The organism is Mammaliicoccus sp. H-M34, from assembly GCF_022386495.1.
Classification (GTDB): Bacteria; Bacillota; Bacilli; order Staphylococcales; family Staphylococcaceae; genus Mammaliicoccus; species Mammaliicoccus fleurettii.
On sequence record NZ_JAJNIK010000001.1, the window covers coordinates 128,290 to 147,318 of the forward strand.

Here is a 19,029-nt window from a genome sequence, read left to right on the forward strand (position 1 = left end):
TCTTGAGTGTTGTTATAATAGATATAAATAAGGAGGGCAATTAATGGAGATTATAAAAATTACCCCTAGAGGCTATTGTTACGGCGTTGTAGATGCTATGGTGATTGCAAGAAATGCTTCACTAGACAAATCACTTCCTAGACCAATTTATATACTTGGCATGATTGTTCATAATAAACATGTAACAGACGCGTTTGAATCAGATGGAATTATTACTTTAGATGGACCAAACAGATTAAAGATTTTAGAGCAAATTGAAGAAGGAACTGTAATCTTTACTGCACATGGTGTGTCACCTGAAGTGAAAAAACGTGCTAAAGAAAAAGGACTTGTTTGTATCGACGCAACTTGCCCCGATGTAGACAACACACATCAACTTATAAGAAAAGTTAAATCAGAAGGATACCATGTCATTTACATTGGCAAGAAAGGTCATCCAGAGCCTGAGGGAGCAGTTGGTGTTGCTCCAGATATAGTTCACCTCGTCCAGACATTAGATGATATAGAAGATTTGCCAGAAGATATTAAAGATAAAAAACTCATCGTAACTAATCAAACAACGATGTCACAATGGGATGTTAAACATTTAATAGATAAACTACAAACTAAATATCCGCACATCGAAGTTCATGAAGAAATATGTTTAGCAACACAAGTAAGACAAGAAGCTGTTGCTAATCAAGCAAATCAAGCTGACTTATTAATAGTTGTAGGCGATCCAAAAAGTAATAACTCTAATAGACTCGCACAAGTATCCAAAGAGATTGCACACACAAATGCATATAGAATTTCTGATTTAAGTGAACTAAAATTAGAATGGTTACAAGACATTGGAAGTGTAGCCGTTACTGCAGGAGCATCAACACCTACTCCAATAGTAAAAGAAGTCATTGACTATATTAAAAACTATGACCCAACTCATGTACCAACTTCAGCTCTTAAGAGTAATGTACCTGTTGAAAAAATATTACCTAAGATTAAAAAGCCACAACCAGTAACAATAATGGAATAAAAAAACTGCCGACAAAGTCGGCAGTTTTTTACATATAACAATAAGGATCTGTATTGATTTCAGAACTTTTTATTTCTATTGATTGATTTGTCCATTCTTCTAATAATGACTTCAATCCTTCTCTCATTACATATTCACTATAATGATTTATATCTAGAACATTAATACCATCCATTTTGGCATCTAATGCTTCGTGATGCTTAACATCACCAGTTATAAATAAGTCTGCTTGTTTATTTTGTGCAAGTTGTGCGTACTCTATTCCAGCACCACCTACTATTGCAACTCTATTTATTTTCGCCTCTTTATTCCCTATAAATCTAACAGCTGGAATGTGTAGTTTTTCTTTATAGTGTTCAACAAATTCATTTATTGATTGTGTTTTATCTAATTCTCCAACTATTCCTAATCCTATTCTTGAAGTCTTCTTCATTTCTATAAAATCAAAAACAGGTTCTTCATACGGATGATTTTCATAAATAAGTTGTTTAGCCAGTGACTTGTCTTTTCCATCTACCATAAGCTCTAATTTAGTTTCATAAACCGTTTCAGTCTTATGAGATTGTCCAATATGCGGATTAGCATCCTCACTTGGTTTAAATTGACCTTTTCCTTGCGATTGGAAAAACACTTCGCTATACTCTCCTGTTTGTGCTAAATGATGTTTGTTAAATACAGACTTCATTAGTTCCACATCTTTATCTGGTATAAATATTTGTACTTTGAAATAACTTTCTTCTTGGTCATCTAGAACAGACATGTTTTTCAAACCTATTTGGTCTCCTATCATGTAACTTACACCTTTTGGATACACATCTAAGTTTGTGTGAAGCGCGATTAAATTAATATCATTTTGAATCAGTTTTTTTAGAATCGGTCCATAACCTTTTTCTGTAATGTTTTTAACACCTTTAAAAATAAGTGGATGGTGCGCAATAATTGTATTTAAATCGTTTTCTATTGCTTCATCTACTACTTCCATAGTGCAATCTAGTGTTGTTAATATGCCCGTTACTTCACTATCTTCAGTTCCAATTAATAAACCAACATTATCCCATGATTCACTACTTGAAAATGGAACATGTTTATTAATGACATTTAGTAATTCTTGAATAATCATTTAAGCACCTCTTTAATTTGAAGTATTTGTTGATTAATTTCATTATACCTAACTTTATCATCATGATGTTCTAACTGTTTACTAATTTTATTTAACGATTCAAGTTCTCTCTGCCATTTTTCATAAAACAAATCGCTTTTATTTTTTAATAATATTGGTCCAAATCTCATTTCTTTTTCATCTAGTAGCATTGTTCCTTTTTTAGCGACTAATATTTCATATATATGTTTTTTATCTTTTATTAATTGTTCGTCATAAATTTTATATCCAATTTTTTGTAACACTTGTCTAATTGGTAACGCATGTATATTTGCTTGTAATATTAAATCAGGATATTCGTTTAATTTATGTTGACCTTCTTCAATAATTTGTGCAATTAATGGTCCACCCATACCACATATCGTAATAACATCAATTGTTTCGTCAATCACTTCTAAACCATTTCCAAGTTTAACTTCAATGCTATCTGTCATACCATACGTTTTAGTGTTCTGTTGTGCTGCCAAAAAAGGACCTTTAACTACTTCTCCAGCTATCGCTTTGTTAATTAAACCTTTTTGTATAGCATATATTGGTAAATAAGCATGATCAGATCCAATGTCAGCTAATTTATTATGATTGAGGTATTCGCTCACCTTCGTTAAACGTTTGTTTATCTGGATCATCATTTTTTCCTTTCATAAAAAAAATCTTTTGCAATAGCAAAAGATTTTTTTGTGTTATTTAGCGCCGTCTTTTAAGTATTTGACAAGTGTGTCTAAATCTTTATCTGAAATAGTCGCTTCATCGTGGGCAGGCATTGAACCTTTACCATCACGGATGATTTTTTTCATTTCGCCAGCTTCTTTAGAAGAACCAGCTAATTTAGGTCCCATTCCACCTTCAAGATTTTGTCCATGACAACTTGTACAATTATCTTTTGCGAATGTAGCTGCGTCAAACTTCTCAGTTTTTTCACCGCCACCGCCTTCTTTTTCTTCCTCTTTGTTAGCACCATGTGCTGACATGAAGAATATTAATCCCACACCGAGTAATAATATCAGAATAAACGGGATAACAGGATTACGATTCATTCATACAACCTCCCTTTTGTTAAACCTTCATACAATTATATTTTATATTAAAACAAGGCATTGTCAAAGGCTTTTTGGGATTAATATAAACTTTTCGTGATTAATCCATAAAATCTTTCAATCGCTTACTTCTAGATGGATGTCTTAATTTGCGTAAAGCCTTAGCTTCAATTTGACGAATACGCTCTCTAGTAACGCCAAATACTTTACCAACTTCTTCTAATGTTCTTGTTCTTCCATCATCAAGACCGAATCTTAATCTTAAAACATTTTCTTCTCTATCAGTAAGTGTATCTAATACATCTTCTAATTGTTCTTTTAACAATTCATATGCAGCGTGATCAGATGGACTTTGCGCATCTTGATCTTCAATGAAGTCTCCTAAATGACTATCATCTTCTTCGCCTATAGGTGTTTCTAATGAAACTGGTTCTTGTGCTATTTTTAAAATTTCACGCACTTTTTCTGGAGGTAAATCCATTTCTTCACCAATTTCTTCAGGAGATGGATCTCTACCTAAATCTTGTAACAATTGACGTTGAACACGTATTAATTTATTGATTGTTTCAACCATATGAACTGGAATACGGATTGTACGTGCTTGGTCTGCGATAGCTCTAGTTATCGCTTGACGAATCCACCAAGTTGCATATGTCGAGAATTTAAATCCTTTATTAAAATCGAATTTTTCAACTGCTTTAATTAGACCCATGTTACCTTCTTGAATAAGGTCTAAGAATAACATACCTCTACCTACATAACGTTTAGCAATACTAACTACAAGTCGTAAGTTTGCTTCAGCAAGGCGTGATTTAGCAATATCATCACCTTTTTCGATACGTTTAGCCAATTCTACTTCTTCTTGTGCAGTTAATAAATTAACTCGTCCAATTTCTTTTAAATACATTCTAACTGGGTCATTTATTTTTACGCCTGGAGGAGCACTTAAATCATTTAAATTTAATTTATCATTTGTATCAGTTGAGTCTTTTTCATTGATTAAATTAATTTCATTCTCATTGATTAAATCAAAGAAATCATCCATTTGATCTGGATCCATTTCGAAGTTTTGTAATTTATCTGCAATCTCTTCATGACTTAAATGTCCTGCTTTTTTACCTTGTTCAATTAATTGATGCTTTACTTGATCAATAGTAAGTACTGCTTCATTATTAGCGCTATTAATTTTGTTTAATTCTTTATCAGACATGAATAGGCCTCCCGGTTTATTAACTCTTACATTCTATTCCGATTATATTGTACAATTTGTTCTAAATACTGTCTTTGTAGTGCGATGTCGCCTGCTTGCATTGCCTTATTCAATTGTTCATTTAAATATTCTATTGATGTTTCTACTTGCTCTTTAGGATGAATGACATTAATATAATCTTCCATTTCATCCGTTTCTGGTTCATCATTGATTGATAATGAATCTAAATACATTACTGTCTCCATGATTTGATGTTCTTCAATGTAACTAGAAAAATCACTAATGTTAAAAACATCATTATTCTTATAATACCCGTTTAAACGTGAAAAAATCACTCTATTATTCAATGAAGTGAAGTCTTCTTGATTAATCCTAGAATGATATTCTAAAAATAACTGTTTATGATTCATAAAATGTTTTAACAACGCTTGTTCAGCTCTACCAATTTTATCTAGTTTTTTTTCCTTTAATTCAGGAACGACATAATTATAATCAGCATTATTTTGAACAATATTCGGCGATAGTCGATTTTTAAGACTGTTAACATCTACTTTATACAAATCAGCTACTTGTTGCAATACTTTTTTTCTTAAAAATTCAGAACGAATCAGATTGATATCATGAACTAACTCTTCTAAATGCTGTCCATGCTTTAAATCATTGTTTTCGTTGGCATAATATAATTGTTGAGCCTTAAACCCTACATAAGATTGTTTTTGCCCTTCTACAAATGATTTAAACGCTTCACTTCCATATTCAGAAATATAGTCATCTGGGTCCATTTTTTTAGGTAAATTTACAACAAAGACATTTAAACCTTCATTTAATAATTCTTTACCAACATTCATCGCTGCTTCTTTACCTGCGAAATCTCCATCATACAGTAATGTTACGTTTGACGCCAGTTTTTTGACCATAATAATATGTTCTTTTGAAAGAGCAGTTCCCATTGTAGCAACAACTTGTTTTATATCCGCTTCTGATGATTTAATAACATCCATAAATCCTTCTAGGAGAATGACTTCATCATTTTGTCTAATAAATTTTCTAGCACGATCAATGTTATATAGCATTTTTCTTTTTTGGAAAATTGGCGTCTCTGGACTATTCAAGTACTTAGGCGATTGGTCCGTATATGTACGACCGGAAAATCCAACCGTTTTACCTTGAAAATTCAGTAACGGAAAAATAATCCTATCCCTAAATCTATCAAAATAGTCAAACGTTTCATCATTACGACTTAATAATCCAGCTTCATAGGCAATCACAGCATCGTAACCATTTTTTTCTAAAAAGTCATGTGTAAATTTAGAATGGTTTGGAGCATATCCTATCTTTCTATCATTTATAAGTTCATCTGTGAATCCTCTTGATTTTAAATAGTTCAAGGCTGCTTCGCCTTCTTCAGTATGTTTCAATATATAATGATAATTATTTGCCATAAGCTCATGCATTTCTATCATCTTTATGTGATCATCAACCATTGAATCAGTTGCAGAAGGTTCTTGCTTTTCAATATGAATATCTACTTTATCGCCTAACTCTCTAACAGCATCAACAAAGGATACACCTTTAATTTCTTGAATAAACTGAAAGACATTACCACCTTTTTTACAACCAAAACAATGGCATATTTGTTTATCTTCTGATACTGAAAATGAAGGTGTTTTTTCGTCATGGAAAGGACATAACCCTATATAGTTACGTCCTCTTTTTTCAAGCTTTACATATTCGCTTACCACATCTAAAATATCGTTTTTTTCACGAATTTCTTTTATTACATCTTGTTCTATACGCATCATTTCACCCTTTATCGGTTTTGTTGAGTAATAATTTTTATGATGTCATTTGCTGTTTCTTCAATTGCTTTATCCGAAACGTCTAAGACAGGGCAACCAATCTTTTCAACAATTTCTTCAAAGTATCTTAATTCCTCTTCAATTCTATCATCTTTAGCATAATCTGCATCATCACTTAGACCTAGTTGAATTAGTCTAGCTCTTCTAATTGCATTTAGGTTTTTTTGATTGATTTTTAATGCTATACATTTCTTAGGATCTATATCAAATAACCCTTCTGGAGGTGCAACTTCTGGAACTAACGGTACATTCATTACTTTATAACGCTTATGCGCTAAATATTGAGAAAGTGGTGTCTTTGAAGTTCTAGATACACCAATAAGTACAATATCAGCTTTTGGTAAACCTCTAGGATCTCTTCCATCATCATATTTAACTGCAAATTCTATTGCTTCAATCTTTTTAAAGTAGTCTTCATCAAGTTTATGAATATTACCTGGTTCATTAAGTGGTGATTCATTTAATTCATTACTTAAAATACTCATTAAAGGACCCATAATATCAACATTTTTTATATTATTTTCTTCTAGTTTTTCTTTTAAGTATAATCTCATTTCAGGTTTAACTAATGTATAAACTACTATAGAATTTTGTTCTAATGCTAATGAAACAACTTCATTAATATTACTTTCATTCTCTATATAAGGTAATCTTACAATATCTAATACATTGCCTTCAGTTTTATATTGAGATGTACATGCTTTAGTAACCAGTTCGGCTGTCTCGCCTACTGAATCTGACGCTATAATTATTCTTATTTCTTCCATTTTAAATTTATCCCCCTACTCATCTTCAATTAATGAAACAAATGCTCTTGTTATAGTAGTTTTTGTTATTCTACCTTTTACTTTCATCTTATCGCCTTTTAATTTTTTCACTACAGGTAATGCATCTATTTGTTTATCAATTAATAATTTTGCCGCGTAAATTAGTAAATCGTCTTCCAAACATACCGTTATGTTAGGCATTCGACTCATATTTATACTTACTGGTGTTTCTTTTAAACTCTGTCCACCTATTGCTGCTCTTAGCAAATCTTTTCTGGAACAAACACCTATCAAATAACCTTCTTTATTAATTACAAATAATGTACCGACATCTTCTAAAAACATTTTACATATAGCTTCATATACAGATACACTTTCTTCTATAACAACTGGTATGGCCATAGATTCTTTAATTGTCATCTTCTTAATAGAATCACTTAACAACTGTGTGCTCGATTTTCCTGTATAAAAATATCCAACTCTTGGTCTAGCATCTAAATAACCAGCCATAGTTAAAATAGCTAAATCAGGTCTTAAAGTTGCCCTAGTTAAATTTAATCTTTCAGCAATTTTTTCACCTGTTATGGGACCATTATTTTTAACAATTTGTACAATATGTTCTTGTCTTTGATTTAATTCGATTGCTCTCACCCCTTCAAACACAACTCAGTTAGATTAATTATAACATGTATCGCAAATTTTGCTCAATTTGAATATCTGTTTTTACTTGATAAGTCTTACATACCATGCTATATTTTAATTAACTTTGAAATTAAAAGCGAGTTAAGGTTGGTGAAAGCTTAACATTAAAAGTTCTGGCTTATAAAATTTCATATAAAGAGAGTGGCTACACTAATTTGGGTGGAACCGCGGGTTATATACTCGTCCCAAGGCATTATTTAATGATGTCTTGGGACTTTTTTAATTTAAATAAGGAGTGAATTATTTATGGCAAATGATATGGACAAAGTAGTAACGTTAGCAAAACACAGAGGATTTGTATTCCCTGGTAGTGAAATTTATGGTGGTTTAGCAAACACTTGGGATTACGGTCCTCTAGGTGTTGAATTAAAAAATAATATTAAAAAAGCATGGTGGCAAAAATTCGTTCAACAATCTCCATACAATGTTGGATTAGATGCTGCAATTTTAATGAACCCAAGAACTTGGGAAGCTTCAGGTCATTTATCTAACTTTAATGATCCAATGATTGATAACAAAGATTCTAAAATTCGTTATAGAGCTGATAAACTGATCGAAGACTACATGCAAAATGTTGAAGGCGACGAGAACTTTATCGCTGATGGCATGAGCTTTGACGAAATGAAACAACTTATCGATGACAAAGGTATTACATGTCCTGAAAGTGGAACAGCAAATTGGACTGACATTCGTCAATTCAACTTAATGTTCAAAACTTTCCAAGGTGTAACAGAATCATCAACAAATGAAATTTTCTTACGTCCTGAAACTGCTCAAGGTATTTTCGTGAACTATAAAAATGTTCAACGTTCAATGCGTAAAAAATTACCATTTGGTATCGCACAAGTTGGTAAATCTTTCAGAAATGAAATTACACCAGGTAACTTTATTTTCAGAACAAGAGAATTTGAACAAATGGAACTTGAATTCTTCTGTAAACCAGGCACTGAAATTGAGTGGCAAAATTACTGGAAAGAATTTGCTGCAAAATGGTTAAAAGATTTAGGAATTAAAGAAGAAAACACTAAGTTACGTGACCATGATGACGATGAATTAAGTCACTACTCTAATGCAACTACTGATATCGAATATAAATTCCCATTCGGTTGGGGTGAACTATGGGGTATCGCTTCAAGAACTGATTTCGACTTGAAACAACATAGTGAATTTAGTGGTGAAGACTTTAATTATCATGATCAAGAAACGAATGAAAAATTCGTACCATATTGTATCGAACCATCATTAGGTGCTGACCGTGTTACATTAGCGTTCTTATGTGATGCTTATGAGGAAGAAAACGAAGGCGAAAAAGACCAACGTACAGTTCTACACTTCCACCCTGCATTAGCACCTTACAAAGCAGCTATTTTACCATTAAGTAAAAAGCTTTCACCAGATGCAATTAAAGTATATGAAAAATTAAGCGAAAAATTCGCAATTGACTTTGACGAATCACAATCAATCGGTAAACGTTACCGTCGTCAAGACGAAATTGGTACACCATACTGTATTACTTTCGACTTTGATTCTTTAGAAGACAATCAAGTTACAGTTCGTGATAGAGACACAATGGAACAAATTCGTATGCCAATTGACGAAGTTGAAAGCTTCTTAGCTGAAAAAGTTAGATTCTAAATAAAAAAAAGAGCAAAGACTTTTCTATAAGTCTTTGCTCTTTTTTTATATATTTAAGTTTTCTAGTTGTTTTAGTAATTTTTTTGTTCTGAATACAACTCCAACATATTCATCATACATATTATCAATCAAAGTTACGATTTCTTTCTTAACTTGATCATTAATTGTAAAGCTATTTAAATGTTGTATTGGTAGCTGATACATTAAATTCATAAAATATAATGCTCTGTTTGAAATTCGGTAAGCATGTTCATCATTTACGAGTGCTTGGTTACTTAATGGGCCATTATATTTAAAGCTATACGCATTTAACTGTTGTTGATCCATATCACCTGTAATGACACATGCATTAAATCTAGGTTCATAACCATATTTAGGCATACATTTCAAAGCGACTATCATACTCATTGTATCGGCATCAACGCCTTTTTCAACAGCTTGAAATACACTTAAAAGCAAGTCATAGAAAAAAACATCATGCTCATCTTCTTCCAACGCTTTATCAACTATCTCTATACAATATGCACCATAAGCACTTTTAAAAATATCGCTTTGCATCATTCTATGGCTATTTATAATATCAGCTGACGACAACGTTCCCATACCTTTAAACTTTGAAAAAATAAACAAGCCATGTACAAAGGGCTGTGTAGCACCTTGTAAAGGATGACTTGTTTTTTTAGCACCGCGTGCCATTAATGGAACTTTATGTCCATGTTCATTTAATATCGTTATGATTTTATTGTTCTCACCATAATTTACTGAGCGAATGACAAATCCTTCTTGTTTATAAAGCATTTTATCATCGCCTCCATTCTAAATATTACTCGTCTTCTCTGTAACCAATTTGCTTAATGAAATTGGGTTTATTACGCCAGTCTTTTTGAACTTTTACCCATAGATCTAAATATACTTTTGAACCAAGTAACATTTCTATGTCTCTACGTGCACGCTTCCCTATTTCTTTAAGCATTTTACCACCTTTACCGATAACAATGCCTTTTTGAGAATCACGTTCTACATAAATTGTAGCTTCAACATGCACCTTTTCACCTTCAACTTTAGTCATTTTATCAACACTAACGCCAATTGAATGTGGTATTTCTTGGCTTGTTAAATGTAGTGCTTTTTCTCTAATCAATTCTGATACAACAAATTGCTCAGGATGGTCAGAAATTTGATCTTTAGGATAATACATTGGACCTTCTTCTAAATATTTCTTAAATTGTGCTAAAAGCGTCTCAATATTTAATCCTTCTAGTGCAGAGATAGGTACTATTTCTGCAAATTCCATTCTTTTTTGATATTTTTCAATCTCAACTAGTAACTGATCTGGATGTACTAAGTCTATTTTATTTAATACTAAAAATACTGGCGTCTTAGTATCTTTTAACAAATCAATGATAAATTCATCGCCTTTACCGATACTTTCATCTACATTAACCATAAACATAATTAAGTCTACTTCTTTTAATGTATTTTTGGCGATTTTCATCATGTAATCACCTAACACATGTTTAGGCTTATGGATACCTGGTGTATCAATAAATATCATTTGAGAATCATCAGTAGTTAAAACACCTTGCACTTTATTTCTTGTCGTTTGTGCTTTATCTGACATAATTGCTACTTTATGACCTATAACTTTATTCATAAAAGTAGATTTTCCAACATTAGGTCTACCTATAATAGATATAAAACCTGATTTAAATTCATTCATTTATTCTAAATCCTTTCCTGAGAAACCTAAAGGTAATAAATCATTAACAGTAGTTTCAATTCTTTCATCTGTTTGATGTGTTAAATAAACAGGCATATCATCATCACAAAGCTCTTTTAAGACTTGTCTACAAGTGCCACATGGTGATGAAGGTTTATCTGCATCAACAGTTATTGTAATACATTTGAAGTCTCCAGGTCTATAGCCATCTGACATAGCAGCAACTAAAGCTGAGCGTTCTGCACATATTGTAGATGGATATGCAGCATTCTCAATATTTGCACCATAATATGCTTTGCCATCTTTAGTGATTAAATATGCACCAACATTAAATTTCGAATATGGTGTATAAGCCCTTTTCTGTGCTTCTCTTGCGCCATCGTACCACTCTTGTTTAAATTCCATAATTCTTCCCCCTTATATTTACTATATAATTTTTGGTAAAAATATAATTATCCCGATTATTGCTGCCATAATTGATGACATTAATACAGCTAATGCAGCTGTATCTTTAGCATGTTTAGCAAGTGCATGATATTTATCTGTATACATATCTACAACATATTCTACAGAAGTGTTTAAAATTTCTGTTATTAAAACACTAAATATCGCAAGTATAATCCATAGCCATTCGTTTTGATTTAAATTTAATATTAAACTAACAATGATGACAATAATTGCAAATACTAAATGTAAAATAAAATTACGGTCTTTCTTCAGTATCGTTATTAAACCAGCTAAAGGAAATTTAAAACGATTAATAAATTTAATCACGAGTTAAACCAAATTCATCTAAAATTTCATCTTGTCGAGAAAACATTTCTTTCTCATCAACTTCAGTCATATGGTCATAACCTAATAGATGTAAGAAGCCATGTAATGCTAAGAAACCTAATTCCCTACTTAAACTATGATTATATGAATCAGCTTGTTCCTTAGCGACTTCTAAACATATGATTATATCCCCTAATACTCTAGGAATATCTAGCCCTTCAATTTCTGGTTCATCCTCTTCAAGTGAAAATGAAATGACATCAGTAACTTTATCTTTATCTCTATAATCACGATTAATAGCTTGTATTTCTTCTTCATCGACAAATGAAATAGAAAGCTCTGCTTCTTGAGTTATATTTTCTTTTTTAGCAGCAAATGTCAGTAATGATTCAATTTGATTTTTTGTATCTTCATCAATCACTTGTTGTTCATCAATAAAATCCATTGTTAGCATATTAAATCTCCTCTTCGTATGCATTTATTATTTTACCTACTAATGGGTGTCTTACAACGTCTGTTTGTTCTAAATAAGACATTGAGATACCTTTGACTCCACTTAATCTTTGGTCAGCTTCAATCAGACCACTTTTAACGCCTTTTGGTAAGTCGATTTGTGTTCTGTCACCAGTAACAACCATCTTAGATCCAAAGCCTAACCTTGTTAAGAACATCTTCATCTGTGGATGTGTTGTATTTTGTGCTTCATCAAGAATAACAAAGGCATCATCAAGTGTTCTACCTCTCATATAAGCTAAAGGAGCAATTTCGATTGTACCTCTCTCAATTAATCGAGCCGTTTGCTCTGTACCCAGTACTGTATGTAGCCCATCATATAGTGGTCTTAAATAAGGATCTACCTTTTCTTTCAGGTCACCTGGTAAGAATCCTAGTGATTCACCTGCTTCGACTGCTGGGCGCGTTAATACGATGCGTTTAACTTGTCCTAGACGCAATGCTCTTGCTGCCATTACAACGGCTAAGAACGTCTTCCCTGTCCCTGCAGGACCAATACCGAAAACTAAGTCATTTTTTTTAATATTATTAATATAAACTCTTTGGCCCATTGTTTTTGCTCTTATTATTTTACCATTACTATCTTTAGTAATTTCTTCGTCATATAAATTAATAAGCTGATCTATCGTCCCTTTTTCAGCCATTTTAACAGCAGCTTGAACATCATTGATTGTTATACTTGCTCCACTTTCAATCACTTTTAGTAAGTTCATTAGGACTTTTTCTGCTTTTTCAACATTTTCTAAACGTTTTCCGCGAACACTAATTTCTTGTCCTCGAGTTAAAATATCCACCTCGAGTTCATTTTCAATATATTTTATATGCTCATCTCCATTACCTAATAATGCTTGAGCTTGATCCATATTTTCGATTTGAATTAATGTAGGCATTAAATATCTCCTTTATAAGTTGAATTGTTAACACTTTAAATGTACCAAACCTTACTATAACGTGCAATCTTATGCACTTTATTTTGCATATTATTTAATTTTTCTTGTGAAGTTATCAAATGACTTACTTTTTCAAATTCACGTAATCTATTACTGTTATTTAATTTAATTTTAGGATTGATACGCATAAGCGCAATGATAAATTCTCTTTCTTCAAGCGGACTAACCTTTTCAACTAATTCACCACTTGATACGATTTCTAACATGCTGTTACCTTCTATAGATTTAGTCATGTTAATTTGCTCAATTTCAAAGATGTTATATGTGTTTTTAAAAAGACCTCTTCTAATCGTCAAAAAATGTTCTTTTATTGTGTACCTTTCAAAAAGAATGTTTAAAATAATAAGAAATACCAAGACGAAAGTTATCATTATTAAATACTTGTTACTTATAAAAAGAGGTATAAAAGCAATTAAAAACACTATAAATGAAATCAATATAGATAAAAAACTAAGCTTTTTCTTAAATACCATTTTTATCACACCTTCTTGATTCCTACTTATATTGTAAGACTAAATGGTATTTTTGTGAATAAAAAAACAGGCTGAGACAATTAATTTGTCTCAGCCTGTATCAATATATTAGCAGTAGATGACTGAATTGAAAAAATGATTATATTAAGCTTATTTCAACTCATTTGGTCTTTTAAGTATTTCTGACCAAATTATACCGTTAACCACTTGGTTCTCATCAACATTTATAGCTTCATCATTAAATTTATGTTTACTGTTCAAATAAAGTTGTTTAACCATTGAGCGTCTTGTTCTCTCAGAAAGTTGAGTATTCTTGATAATTTGTTCTGCCTCAGCTTCAATTTGAGAAATGTTTTCTCTTTGTAAGTTTGATAAAGAATTTTTTTCATCTTCACTAAATTGTAATAGTTGTTTTATTACTTGCTCTTGTTTTCTAGGTCTATTTTTATGAATTTGCTCTTTTTTCTCATTTATATACGCATTTTCATGTTCATTAGATGTGTGTTGAGCAGTATTTTCTTTAGGTCTTTCACTTACTTTAGGTTGTTCAACATCAATATTATATTGTTTAAGATGAGTTGCAAGTTGGTCAGCTAAATTTTTATAGTGACCTGACATACGATCAGTAGAACTCGTTTCAGCTTTTTGTTTATAAGATTCATATTTATTAACTAAATCTTGTAATTGTTGCTGAGCTTTATCTGTTTTTTCTGTTGCTTGTTTATTTACTGGATTTGGTCTTTGGTTATTTTGGGGTTGTTTATTCTTTTTCTTTTTAGAGCTACCTTCAATAATTCCACTAACTACACTAAAAATCACCCAAATAACAAAGACGATAATGCCTATTTCCATTTCAAATCACCTCTCTTATTGGTTCGGTGAATTAGAATCTTGTGGCTTTGTACTCTTGTTAATTGCTTCTCTCATGCCAGTATCAGCTTCTACATTTTTTAAATTGTAGTAATCTTTAACACCTAAATTACCTGATTTAAGTGCTTCTGCCATTGCAAGTGGTACTTCTGCTTCTGATTCAACAACTTTAGAACGCATTTCTTGTACTCTTGCTTTCATTTCTTGTTCAGTTGCTACAGCCATAGCACGACGTTCTTCGGCTTTAGCTTGTGCAATGTTTTTATCTGCAAGTGCTTGTTCAGTTTGAAGATCTGCACCAATATTTTTACCGATATCTACATCAGCTATATCGATAGATAAGATTTCAAATGCTGTACCTGAATCAAGACCTTTACTTAATACAGTCTGAGAAATACTATCTGGATTCTCTAAAACTTTTGTATGGTGTTGACTTGAACCAATTGTAGAAACAATACCTTCACCAACACGAGCGATGATTGTATCTTCACCAGCACCACCAACTAAACGTTCAATGTTAGCTCTAACTGTAATTCTGGCTTTCGCTTTCACTTCAATACCGTTCATTGCAACACCTGAAATAAATGGTGTTTCAATAACTTTAGGGTTTACTGACATTTGAACTGCTTCTAAAACGTCACGGCCAGCTAAATCTATTGCTGCACCTCTTTCAAATGCTAAATTAATTTCTGCTCTTTGTGCCGCAATAATCGCATCTACGACTCTATCAACATTACCTCCAGCTAAAAAGTGAGACTCTAGTTGATTTGTTGTTAATGCTAAACCTGCTTTATGTGCTTTAATTAATGGATTGATAACACGTCTTGGTGATACACGTCTTAAACGCATACCGACTAAAGTACCAATTCCTACTTTGACACCTGCTGCTACAGCTGAAATCCATAATCCTACTGGAACAAATGAGAATAAAATCATAAGCAGTACGATTAAAATGACAGCAATAATTATAAAGGCAATTAAACCTGATAACATATGCAATTCTCTCCTTCACTATCTTAAATTTCTCTTACAACAACTCTTGTACCTTCAACCTGTACAATCTTTACTTGTTTATCATTCTGAATAAATGTACCATCTGAAACAGCATCTATTCTTTCATCATCAACAAGGATAATGCCTGAGGGCCTTAATGCAGTGTATGTTGTACATATTTTGCCAATCAAATGACTTCTATCTTCGTGAGATGTATAGCCAGATTCTTTATTTGTAGAATCTCTAAGAATGACCTTATCAAAGAATGGTATTTTACGATTAAATCCTTTCACTAATATCACCCACTCTATCGTCGTTAAAATTAATGCTACAGCAATAATCATACCCATAACTAATATGTTCTCTCCAACTAATATAAAACTACCTATAATAGCTACAAAGCCTAGGATACCCAAAATTGCGCCAATAACAAATAATTCAATTATTACTAATAACGCTCCAATACTAAAAAGTAAAACAGAAATCAAACTTATTTCATCAATTATAACGTAACCTATAAAGAATATAAGTGTACAAATGAAACTTAAAATGCCAGCAAAATTAATATGTTCAGAATATAATTGATAAAGAGCGCCAAGAAAAATAATACAAGTCAAAATTAACGTCACTAGAGGCGAAGTTATAAAGTCGCCAATAGTTGAAATACTATGACTTGAAACAATACCTAAATTCAAATTATGTTGAATAAAAGCAAATATGTATTCATACGCTGATGTCAATAATCTCACCCCTCATTAATATTATACAATAAAACAACTACGAACTAAAACGTATATACGTATTATTTTATATATATGTACTTAAATATTTTTAATATAAGCAAAAGAACACATAAACAAGATGTTTATGTGTTCTTCATACATTTTAAACGTTAAATTTGTTCATTATAATTAATTAATATTCATTGAGGGAGTTCAATAAACTATTAATTATTTAACTTTACGTTTACGAGCTGCTTCTGATTTCTTCTTACGCTTAACGCTTGGTTTTTCATAGAACTCACGTTTACGCACTTCTTGAATCGTACCGCTTTTTGAAACTGTACGTTTAAAGCGACGTAATGCATCTTCGATTGATTCGTTTTTACGAACTACTGTTTTAGACATCTGTATTTCCCTCCCTCCAAATATCAACAAAGCTTTATATGTCATTTACATAGCAAATAAATTACTATGTACTTTAACATTATAAAATAACTCATTTTTTAAGTCAATAATCATTTGTTATGAATATTAAAATGTAACTAATCTTTCATCTTTATTAGTTGCATGATTGACTACTTTTACAAGTTTTCCTTTATTTATAGGATAACCTGGTCTCATTACTTTAACTTTCACTATTTCACCAATTAATGTTTCATCGCCATCAAATTCAATCTTCATGTAATTATCAGCATAACCAATTAATTTCTCTTCAGATGAACCACTCTCTTCGGGAATAACTTCTAAAACAGTTTGATCAAATTTAGATGCATAGTCTTTTGCTAATTGGTTAGATAATTCAATAAGGCGATGCACACGATCATTCTTAACATCTTCATCAACTTGATCTGTCATTCGTGCAGCTGGTGTTCCTGTTCTCATAGAATAAGGGAATACATGTAATTCTGAAAATTGGTGTTTCACGATAAAATCATATGTTTCTTGAAATTCTTCTTCAGTTTCACCAGGGAAACCAACAATAACATCACTTGTTACAGCTAAACCAGGTAATGCTTTATGAAGTTTCTGCAACCTTTCAGAGAAGTGTGCCATCGTATACTTTCTTCTCATACGTTTTAACACAGTATCTGATCCTGATTGTAATGGAATGTGTAAATGTCTTACTACTTTAGTAGACTTATCGATTACATCAATCACCTCATCAGTAAGTTGACTTGCTTCAATTGAAGAAAGTCTAATTCTTTCAAGATTCTCAACTTGTTCCAAATCTCTAAGAAGCTGTGCTAAGTTATAGTCTTTTAAATCTTCACCGTAGCCACCTGTGTGAATACCAGTTAAAACGATTTCTTTATACCCTGAATTAACTAAAGTTGTTGCTTGACTCACAACTTGTTCAGGATCTCTTGATCTCATTAAGCCTCTTGCCCACGGAATGATGCAAAATGTACAGAAGTTATTACATCCTTCCTGGATTTTTAATGATGCGCGAGTTCTGTCAGTAAAATATGGTACTTCTAATTCTTCATATTTTCTGTTCTTCATAATATTACCTACACCATTAATTGGTTGTCTACTTTGCTTATATTCTTCAATATATGCAAGTAATTTATGTCTATCTTGAGTACCTACAACTATATCAACACCAGGTATTGCCATGATTTCTGCTGGAGAAGTCTGAGCGTAACAACCCGTTACACAAACAACTGCATCTGGATTTTTACGAATAGCTCGTCTGATTACTTGTCTACTTTTTTTATCCCCAGTGTTTGTAACAGTGCATGTGTTTATAATAAACACGTCAGCATTTGTTTCAAATTCTACTCTTTCGTAATCATTTTCCTTAAATAATTGCCAAATCGCTTCAGTCTCATAGTGATTAACTTTACAACCTAAAGTATGGAACGCTACTGTAGCCAAATATATTCACCTCATTAATTCTAATTGATAGCTTAAAGCAGCTAAAGCATACAATGGAGCAGTTTCAGCCCTTAAAATTCTAGGTCCTAAACTCATTTTTACTGCATCTTTAAAAAGATGGACTTCACTTTCTGTTAAGCCACCTTCTGGACCAAAAATGATTAAAATTTTCTGTCCATGTTTAAGATTAGAACCAATTTGATGTAATTTACTTGTTTCCCCACGTTTAGCCTCTTCTTCATAAGCTATTAATATATAATCATATTCATTCATATTATCATAAATACCTTTAAAATTCGACTTATACTTAATATCTGGAATTGTAAGTCTCATACTTTGCTCGCTTGCTTCTTTTACAATTTTTTGCCATCTTTCGAGTTTCTTATGAAGTTTCTTTTCTTCTAATTTAACAATTGACCTTTCTGATTGAACCGCAATAAAATGATGAGCACCCATCTCTGTTGCTTTTTGAATCATCCATTCGTATTTGTCACCTTTAATGAGTCCGCTAGCAATCGTGACTTCAACAGGAAGTTCAGTTTGTCTTGTGGTATCTTCAAGTGTAAGTACTTCAATACAATCATCATGATAAGCAGTTATTTCAGAAATTAGAGATTTTTTATCTTTAAAAGTTAAAATAATTTTTTGTTCCACATTCATACGCATCACATTTTTAATATGATGTATATCATCAGTATTATGTATAAAAAAACGCTGATTTAACTCAGCGTTTTCGAGTAAGAAATATCTTTGCATCA

General features: G+C 31.8%; 22 protein-coding genes. 2 read left to right on the forward strand and 20 right to left on the reverse strand.

What is annotated here, in order from left to right; translation table 11 throughout:
- Positions 1–43: 43 nt before the first annotated feature.
- Complete coding sequence (locus LQ608_RS00670; protein WP_107509475.1) at positions 44–1,012, forward strand: 4-hydroxy-3-methylbut-2-enyl diphosphate reductase; 969 nt, start codon at positions 44–46, stop codon at positions 1,010–1,012.
- 28 nt (positions 1,013–1,040) lie between these two features.
- On the opposite strand, the gene LQ608_RS00675 is transcribed toward LQ608_RS00670, so the two are convergent.
- The 7 genes from LQ608_RS00675 to ccpN all read right to left on the reverse strand — a co-directional run bounded on the left by LQ608_RS00675 (position 1,041) and on the right by ccpN (position 7,692).
- Positions 1,041–2,132 carry a Nif3-like dinuclear metal center hexameric protein gene (locus tag LQ608_RS00675; RefSeq protein WP_239749183.1) on the reverse strand — a complete coding sequence of 364 codons (1,092 nt, stop codon included), beginning with the start codon at positions 2,130–2,132 and terminating at the stop codon, positions 1,041–1,043.
- Entirely contained in the window at positions 2,129–2,797 is a 669-nt protein-coding gene (locus tag LQ608_RS00680; RefSeq protein ID WP_239749371.1) for a tRNA (adenine(22)-N(1))-methyltransferase, read from the reverse strand. The genes LQ608_RS00675 and LQ608_RS00680 overlap by 4 nt, the downstream gene beginning before the upstream one ends.
- Positions 2,798–2,851: 54 nt before the next feature.
- Positions 2,852–3,205, reverse strand: a complete 354-nt coding sequence (locus LQ608_RS00685; protein ID WP_078356529.1) for a c-type cytochrome — start codon at positions 3,203–3,205, stop codon at positions 2,852–2,854.
- Between the two features lie 100 nt (positions 3,206–3,305).
- The gene (rpoD, locus tag LQ608_RS00690) at positions 3,306–4,415 is read right to left on the reverse strand and encodes an RNA polymerase sigma factor RpoD (RefSeq protein WP_078356528.1); all 1,110 of its coding nucleotides are present in this window, start codon (positions 4,413–4,415) and stop codon (positions 3,306–3,308) included.
- 26 nt (positions 4,416–4,441) lie between these two features.
- Positions 4,442–6,214 (reverse strand): DNA primase, encoded by a 1,773-nt coding sequence (dnaG, locus tag LQ608_RS00695; protein ID WP_239749372.1) that lies wholly within the window; start codon positions 6,212–6,214, stop codon positions 4,442–4,444.
- 11 nt (positions 6,215–6,225) lie between these two features.
- Positions 6,226–7,041, reverse strand: a complete 816-nt coding sequence (locus LQ608_RS00700; protein ID WP_239749184.1) for a pyruvate, water dikinase regulatory protein — start codon at positions 7,039–7,041, stop codon at positions 6,226–6,228.
- A 15-nt stretch (positions 7,042–7,056) separates the two neighbouring features.
- The gene (ccpN, locus tag LQ608_RS00705) at positions 7,057–7,692 is read right to left on the reverse strand and encodes a transcriptional regulator CcpN (RefSeq protein ID WP_078356525.1); all 636 of its coding nucleotides are present in this window, start codon (positions 7,690–7,692) and stop codon (positions 7,057–7,059) included.
- Between the two features lie 297 nt (positions 7,693–7,989).
- Between ccpN and LQ608_RS00710 the strand changes: the two genes are divergently transcribed.
- Positions 7,990–9,378: a glycine--tRNA ligase gene (locus tag LQ608_RS00710; protein ID WP_239749185.1), complete on the forward strand. Its 1,389-nt coding sequence runs from the start codon at positions 7,990–7,992 to the stop codon at positions 9,376–9,378.
- A gap of 45 nt (positions 9,379–9,423) precedes the next feature.
- On the opposite strand, the gene recO is transcribed toward LQ608_RS00710, so the two are convergent.
- From recO to LQ608_RS00775, 13 genes are all read right to left on the reverse strand, one after another.
- Complete coding sequence (gene recO, locus LQ608_RS00715) at positions 9,424–10,176, reverse strand: DNA repair protein RecO (RefSeq protein WP_239749186.1); 753 nt, start codon at positions 10,174–10,176, stop codon at positions 9,424–9,426.
- 25 nt (positions 10,177–10,201) lie between these two features.
- Positions 10,202–11,098 (reverse strand): GTPase Era, encoded by an 897-nt coding sequence (gene era / locus LQ608_RS00720; RefSeq protein ID WP_078356522.1) that lies wholly within the window; start codon positions 11,096–11,098, stop codon positions 10,202–10,204.
- Positions 11,099–11,503 carry a cytidine deaminase gene (cdd, locus tag LQ608_RS00725; protein ID WP_078356521.1) on the reverse strand — a complete coding sequence of 135 codons (405 nt, stop codon included), beginning with the start codon at positions 11,501–11,503 and terminating at the stop codon, positions 11,099–11,101.
- Positions 11,504–11,524: 21 nt separating this feature from the next.
- Positions 11,525–11,872 (reverse strand): diacylglycerol kinase family protein, encoded by a 348-nt coding sequence (locus LQ608_RS00730; protein ID WP_239749187.1) that lies wholly within the window; start codon positions 11,870–11,872, stop codon positions 11,525–11,527.
- Complete coding sequence (gene ybeY / locus LQ608_RS00735; RefSeq protein ID WP_239749188.1) at positions 11,865–12,326, reverse strand: rRNA maturation RNase YbeY; 462 nt, start codon at positions 12,324–12,326, stop codon at positions 11,865–11,867. The genes LQ608_RS00730 and ybeY overlap by 8 nt, the downstream gene beginning before the upstream one ends.
- A gap of 1 nt (position 12,327) precedes the next feature.
- Complete coding sequence (locus LQ608_RS00740; protein WP_078356518.1) at positions 12,328–13,275, reverse strand: PhoH family protein; 948 nt, start codon at positions 13,273–13,275, stop codon at positions 12,328–12,330.
- A 35-nt stretch (positions 13,276–13,310) separates the two neighbouring features.
- Positions 13,311–13,808 carry a PH domain-containing protein gene (locus LQ608_RS00745; RefSeq protein WP_345773092.1) on the reverse strand — a complete coding sequence of 166 codons (498 nt, stop codon included), beginning with the start codon at positions 13,806–13,808 and terminating at the stop codon, positions 13,311–13,313.
- A 150-nt stretch (positions 13,809–13,958) separates the two neighbouring features.
- Positions 13,959–14,660: a hypothetical protein gene (locus LQ608_RS00750; RefSeq protein WP_239749189.1), complete on the reverse strand. Its 702-nt coding sequence runs from the start codon at positions 14,658–14,660 to the stop codon at positions 13,959–13,961.
- Between the two features lie 15 nt (positions 14,661–14,675).
- A complete protein-coding gene (gene floA, locus LQ608_RS00755; RefSeq protein WP_078356515.1) occupies positions 14,676–15,671 on the reverse strand; it encodes a flotillin-like protein FloA in 996 nt (331 codons plus the stop codon).
- A gap of 23 nt (positions 15,672–15,694) precedes the next feature.
- Positions 15,695–16,411, reverse strand: coding sequence for an NfeD family protein (locus tag LQ608_RS00760; protein ID WP_404932018.1), 717 nt, complete (start codon positions 16,409–16,411; stop codon positions 15,695–15,697).
- Positions 16,412–16,621: 210 nt separating this feature from the next.
- Positions 16,622–16,798, reverse strand: coding sequence for a 30S ribosomal protein S21 (gene rpsU / locus LQ608_RS00765; protein WP_016910862.1), 177 nt, complete (start codon positions 16,796–16,798; stop codon positions 16,622–16,624).
- A gap of 126 nt (positions 16,799–16,924) precedes the next feature.
- Positions 16,925–18,271, reverse strand: coding sequence for a tRNA (N(6)-L-threonylcarbamoyladenosine(37)-C(2))-methylthiotransferase MtaB (gene mtaB / locus LQ608_RS00770; protein ID WP_239749190.1), 1,347 nt, complete (start codon positions 18,269–18,271; stop codon positions 16,925–16,927).
- Positions 18,272–18,277: 6 nt separating this feature from the next.
- A complete protein-coding gene (locus LQ608_RS00775; RefSeq protein ID WP_203153328.1) occupies positions 18,278–19,027 on the reverse strand; it encodes a 16S rRNA (uracil(1498)-N(3))-methyltransferase in 750 nt (249 codons plus the stop codon).
- Between the last annotated feature and the right edge of the window lie 2 nt (positions 19,028–19,029).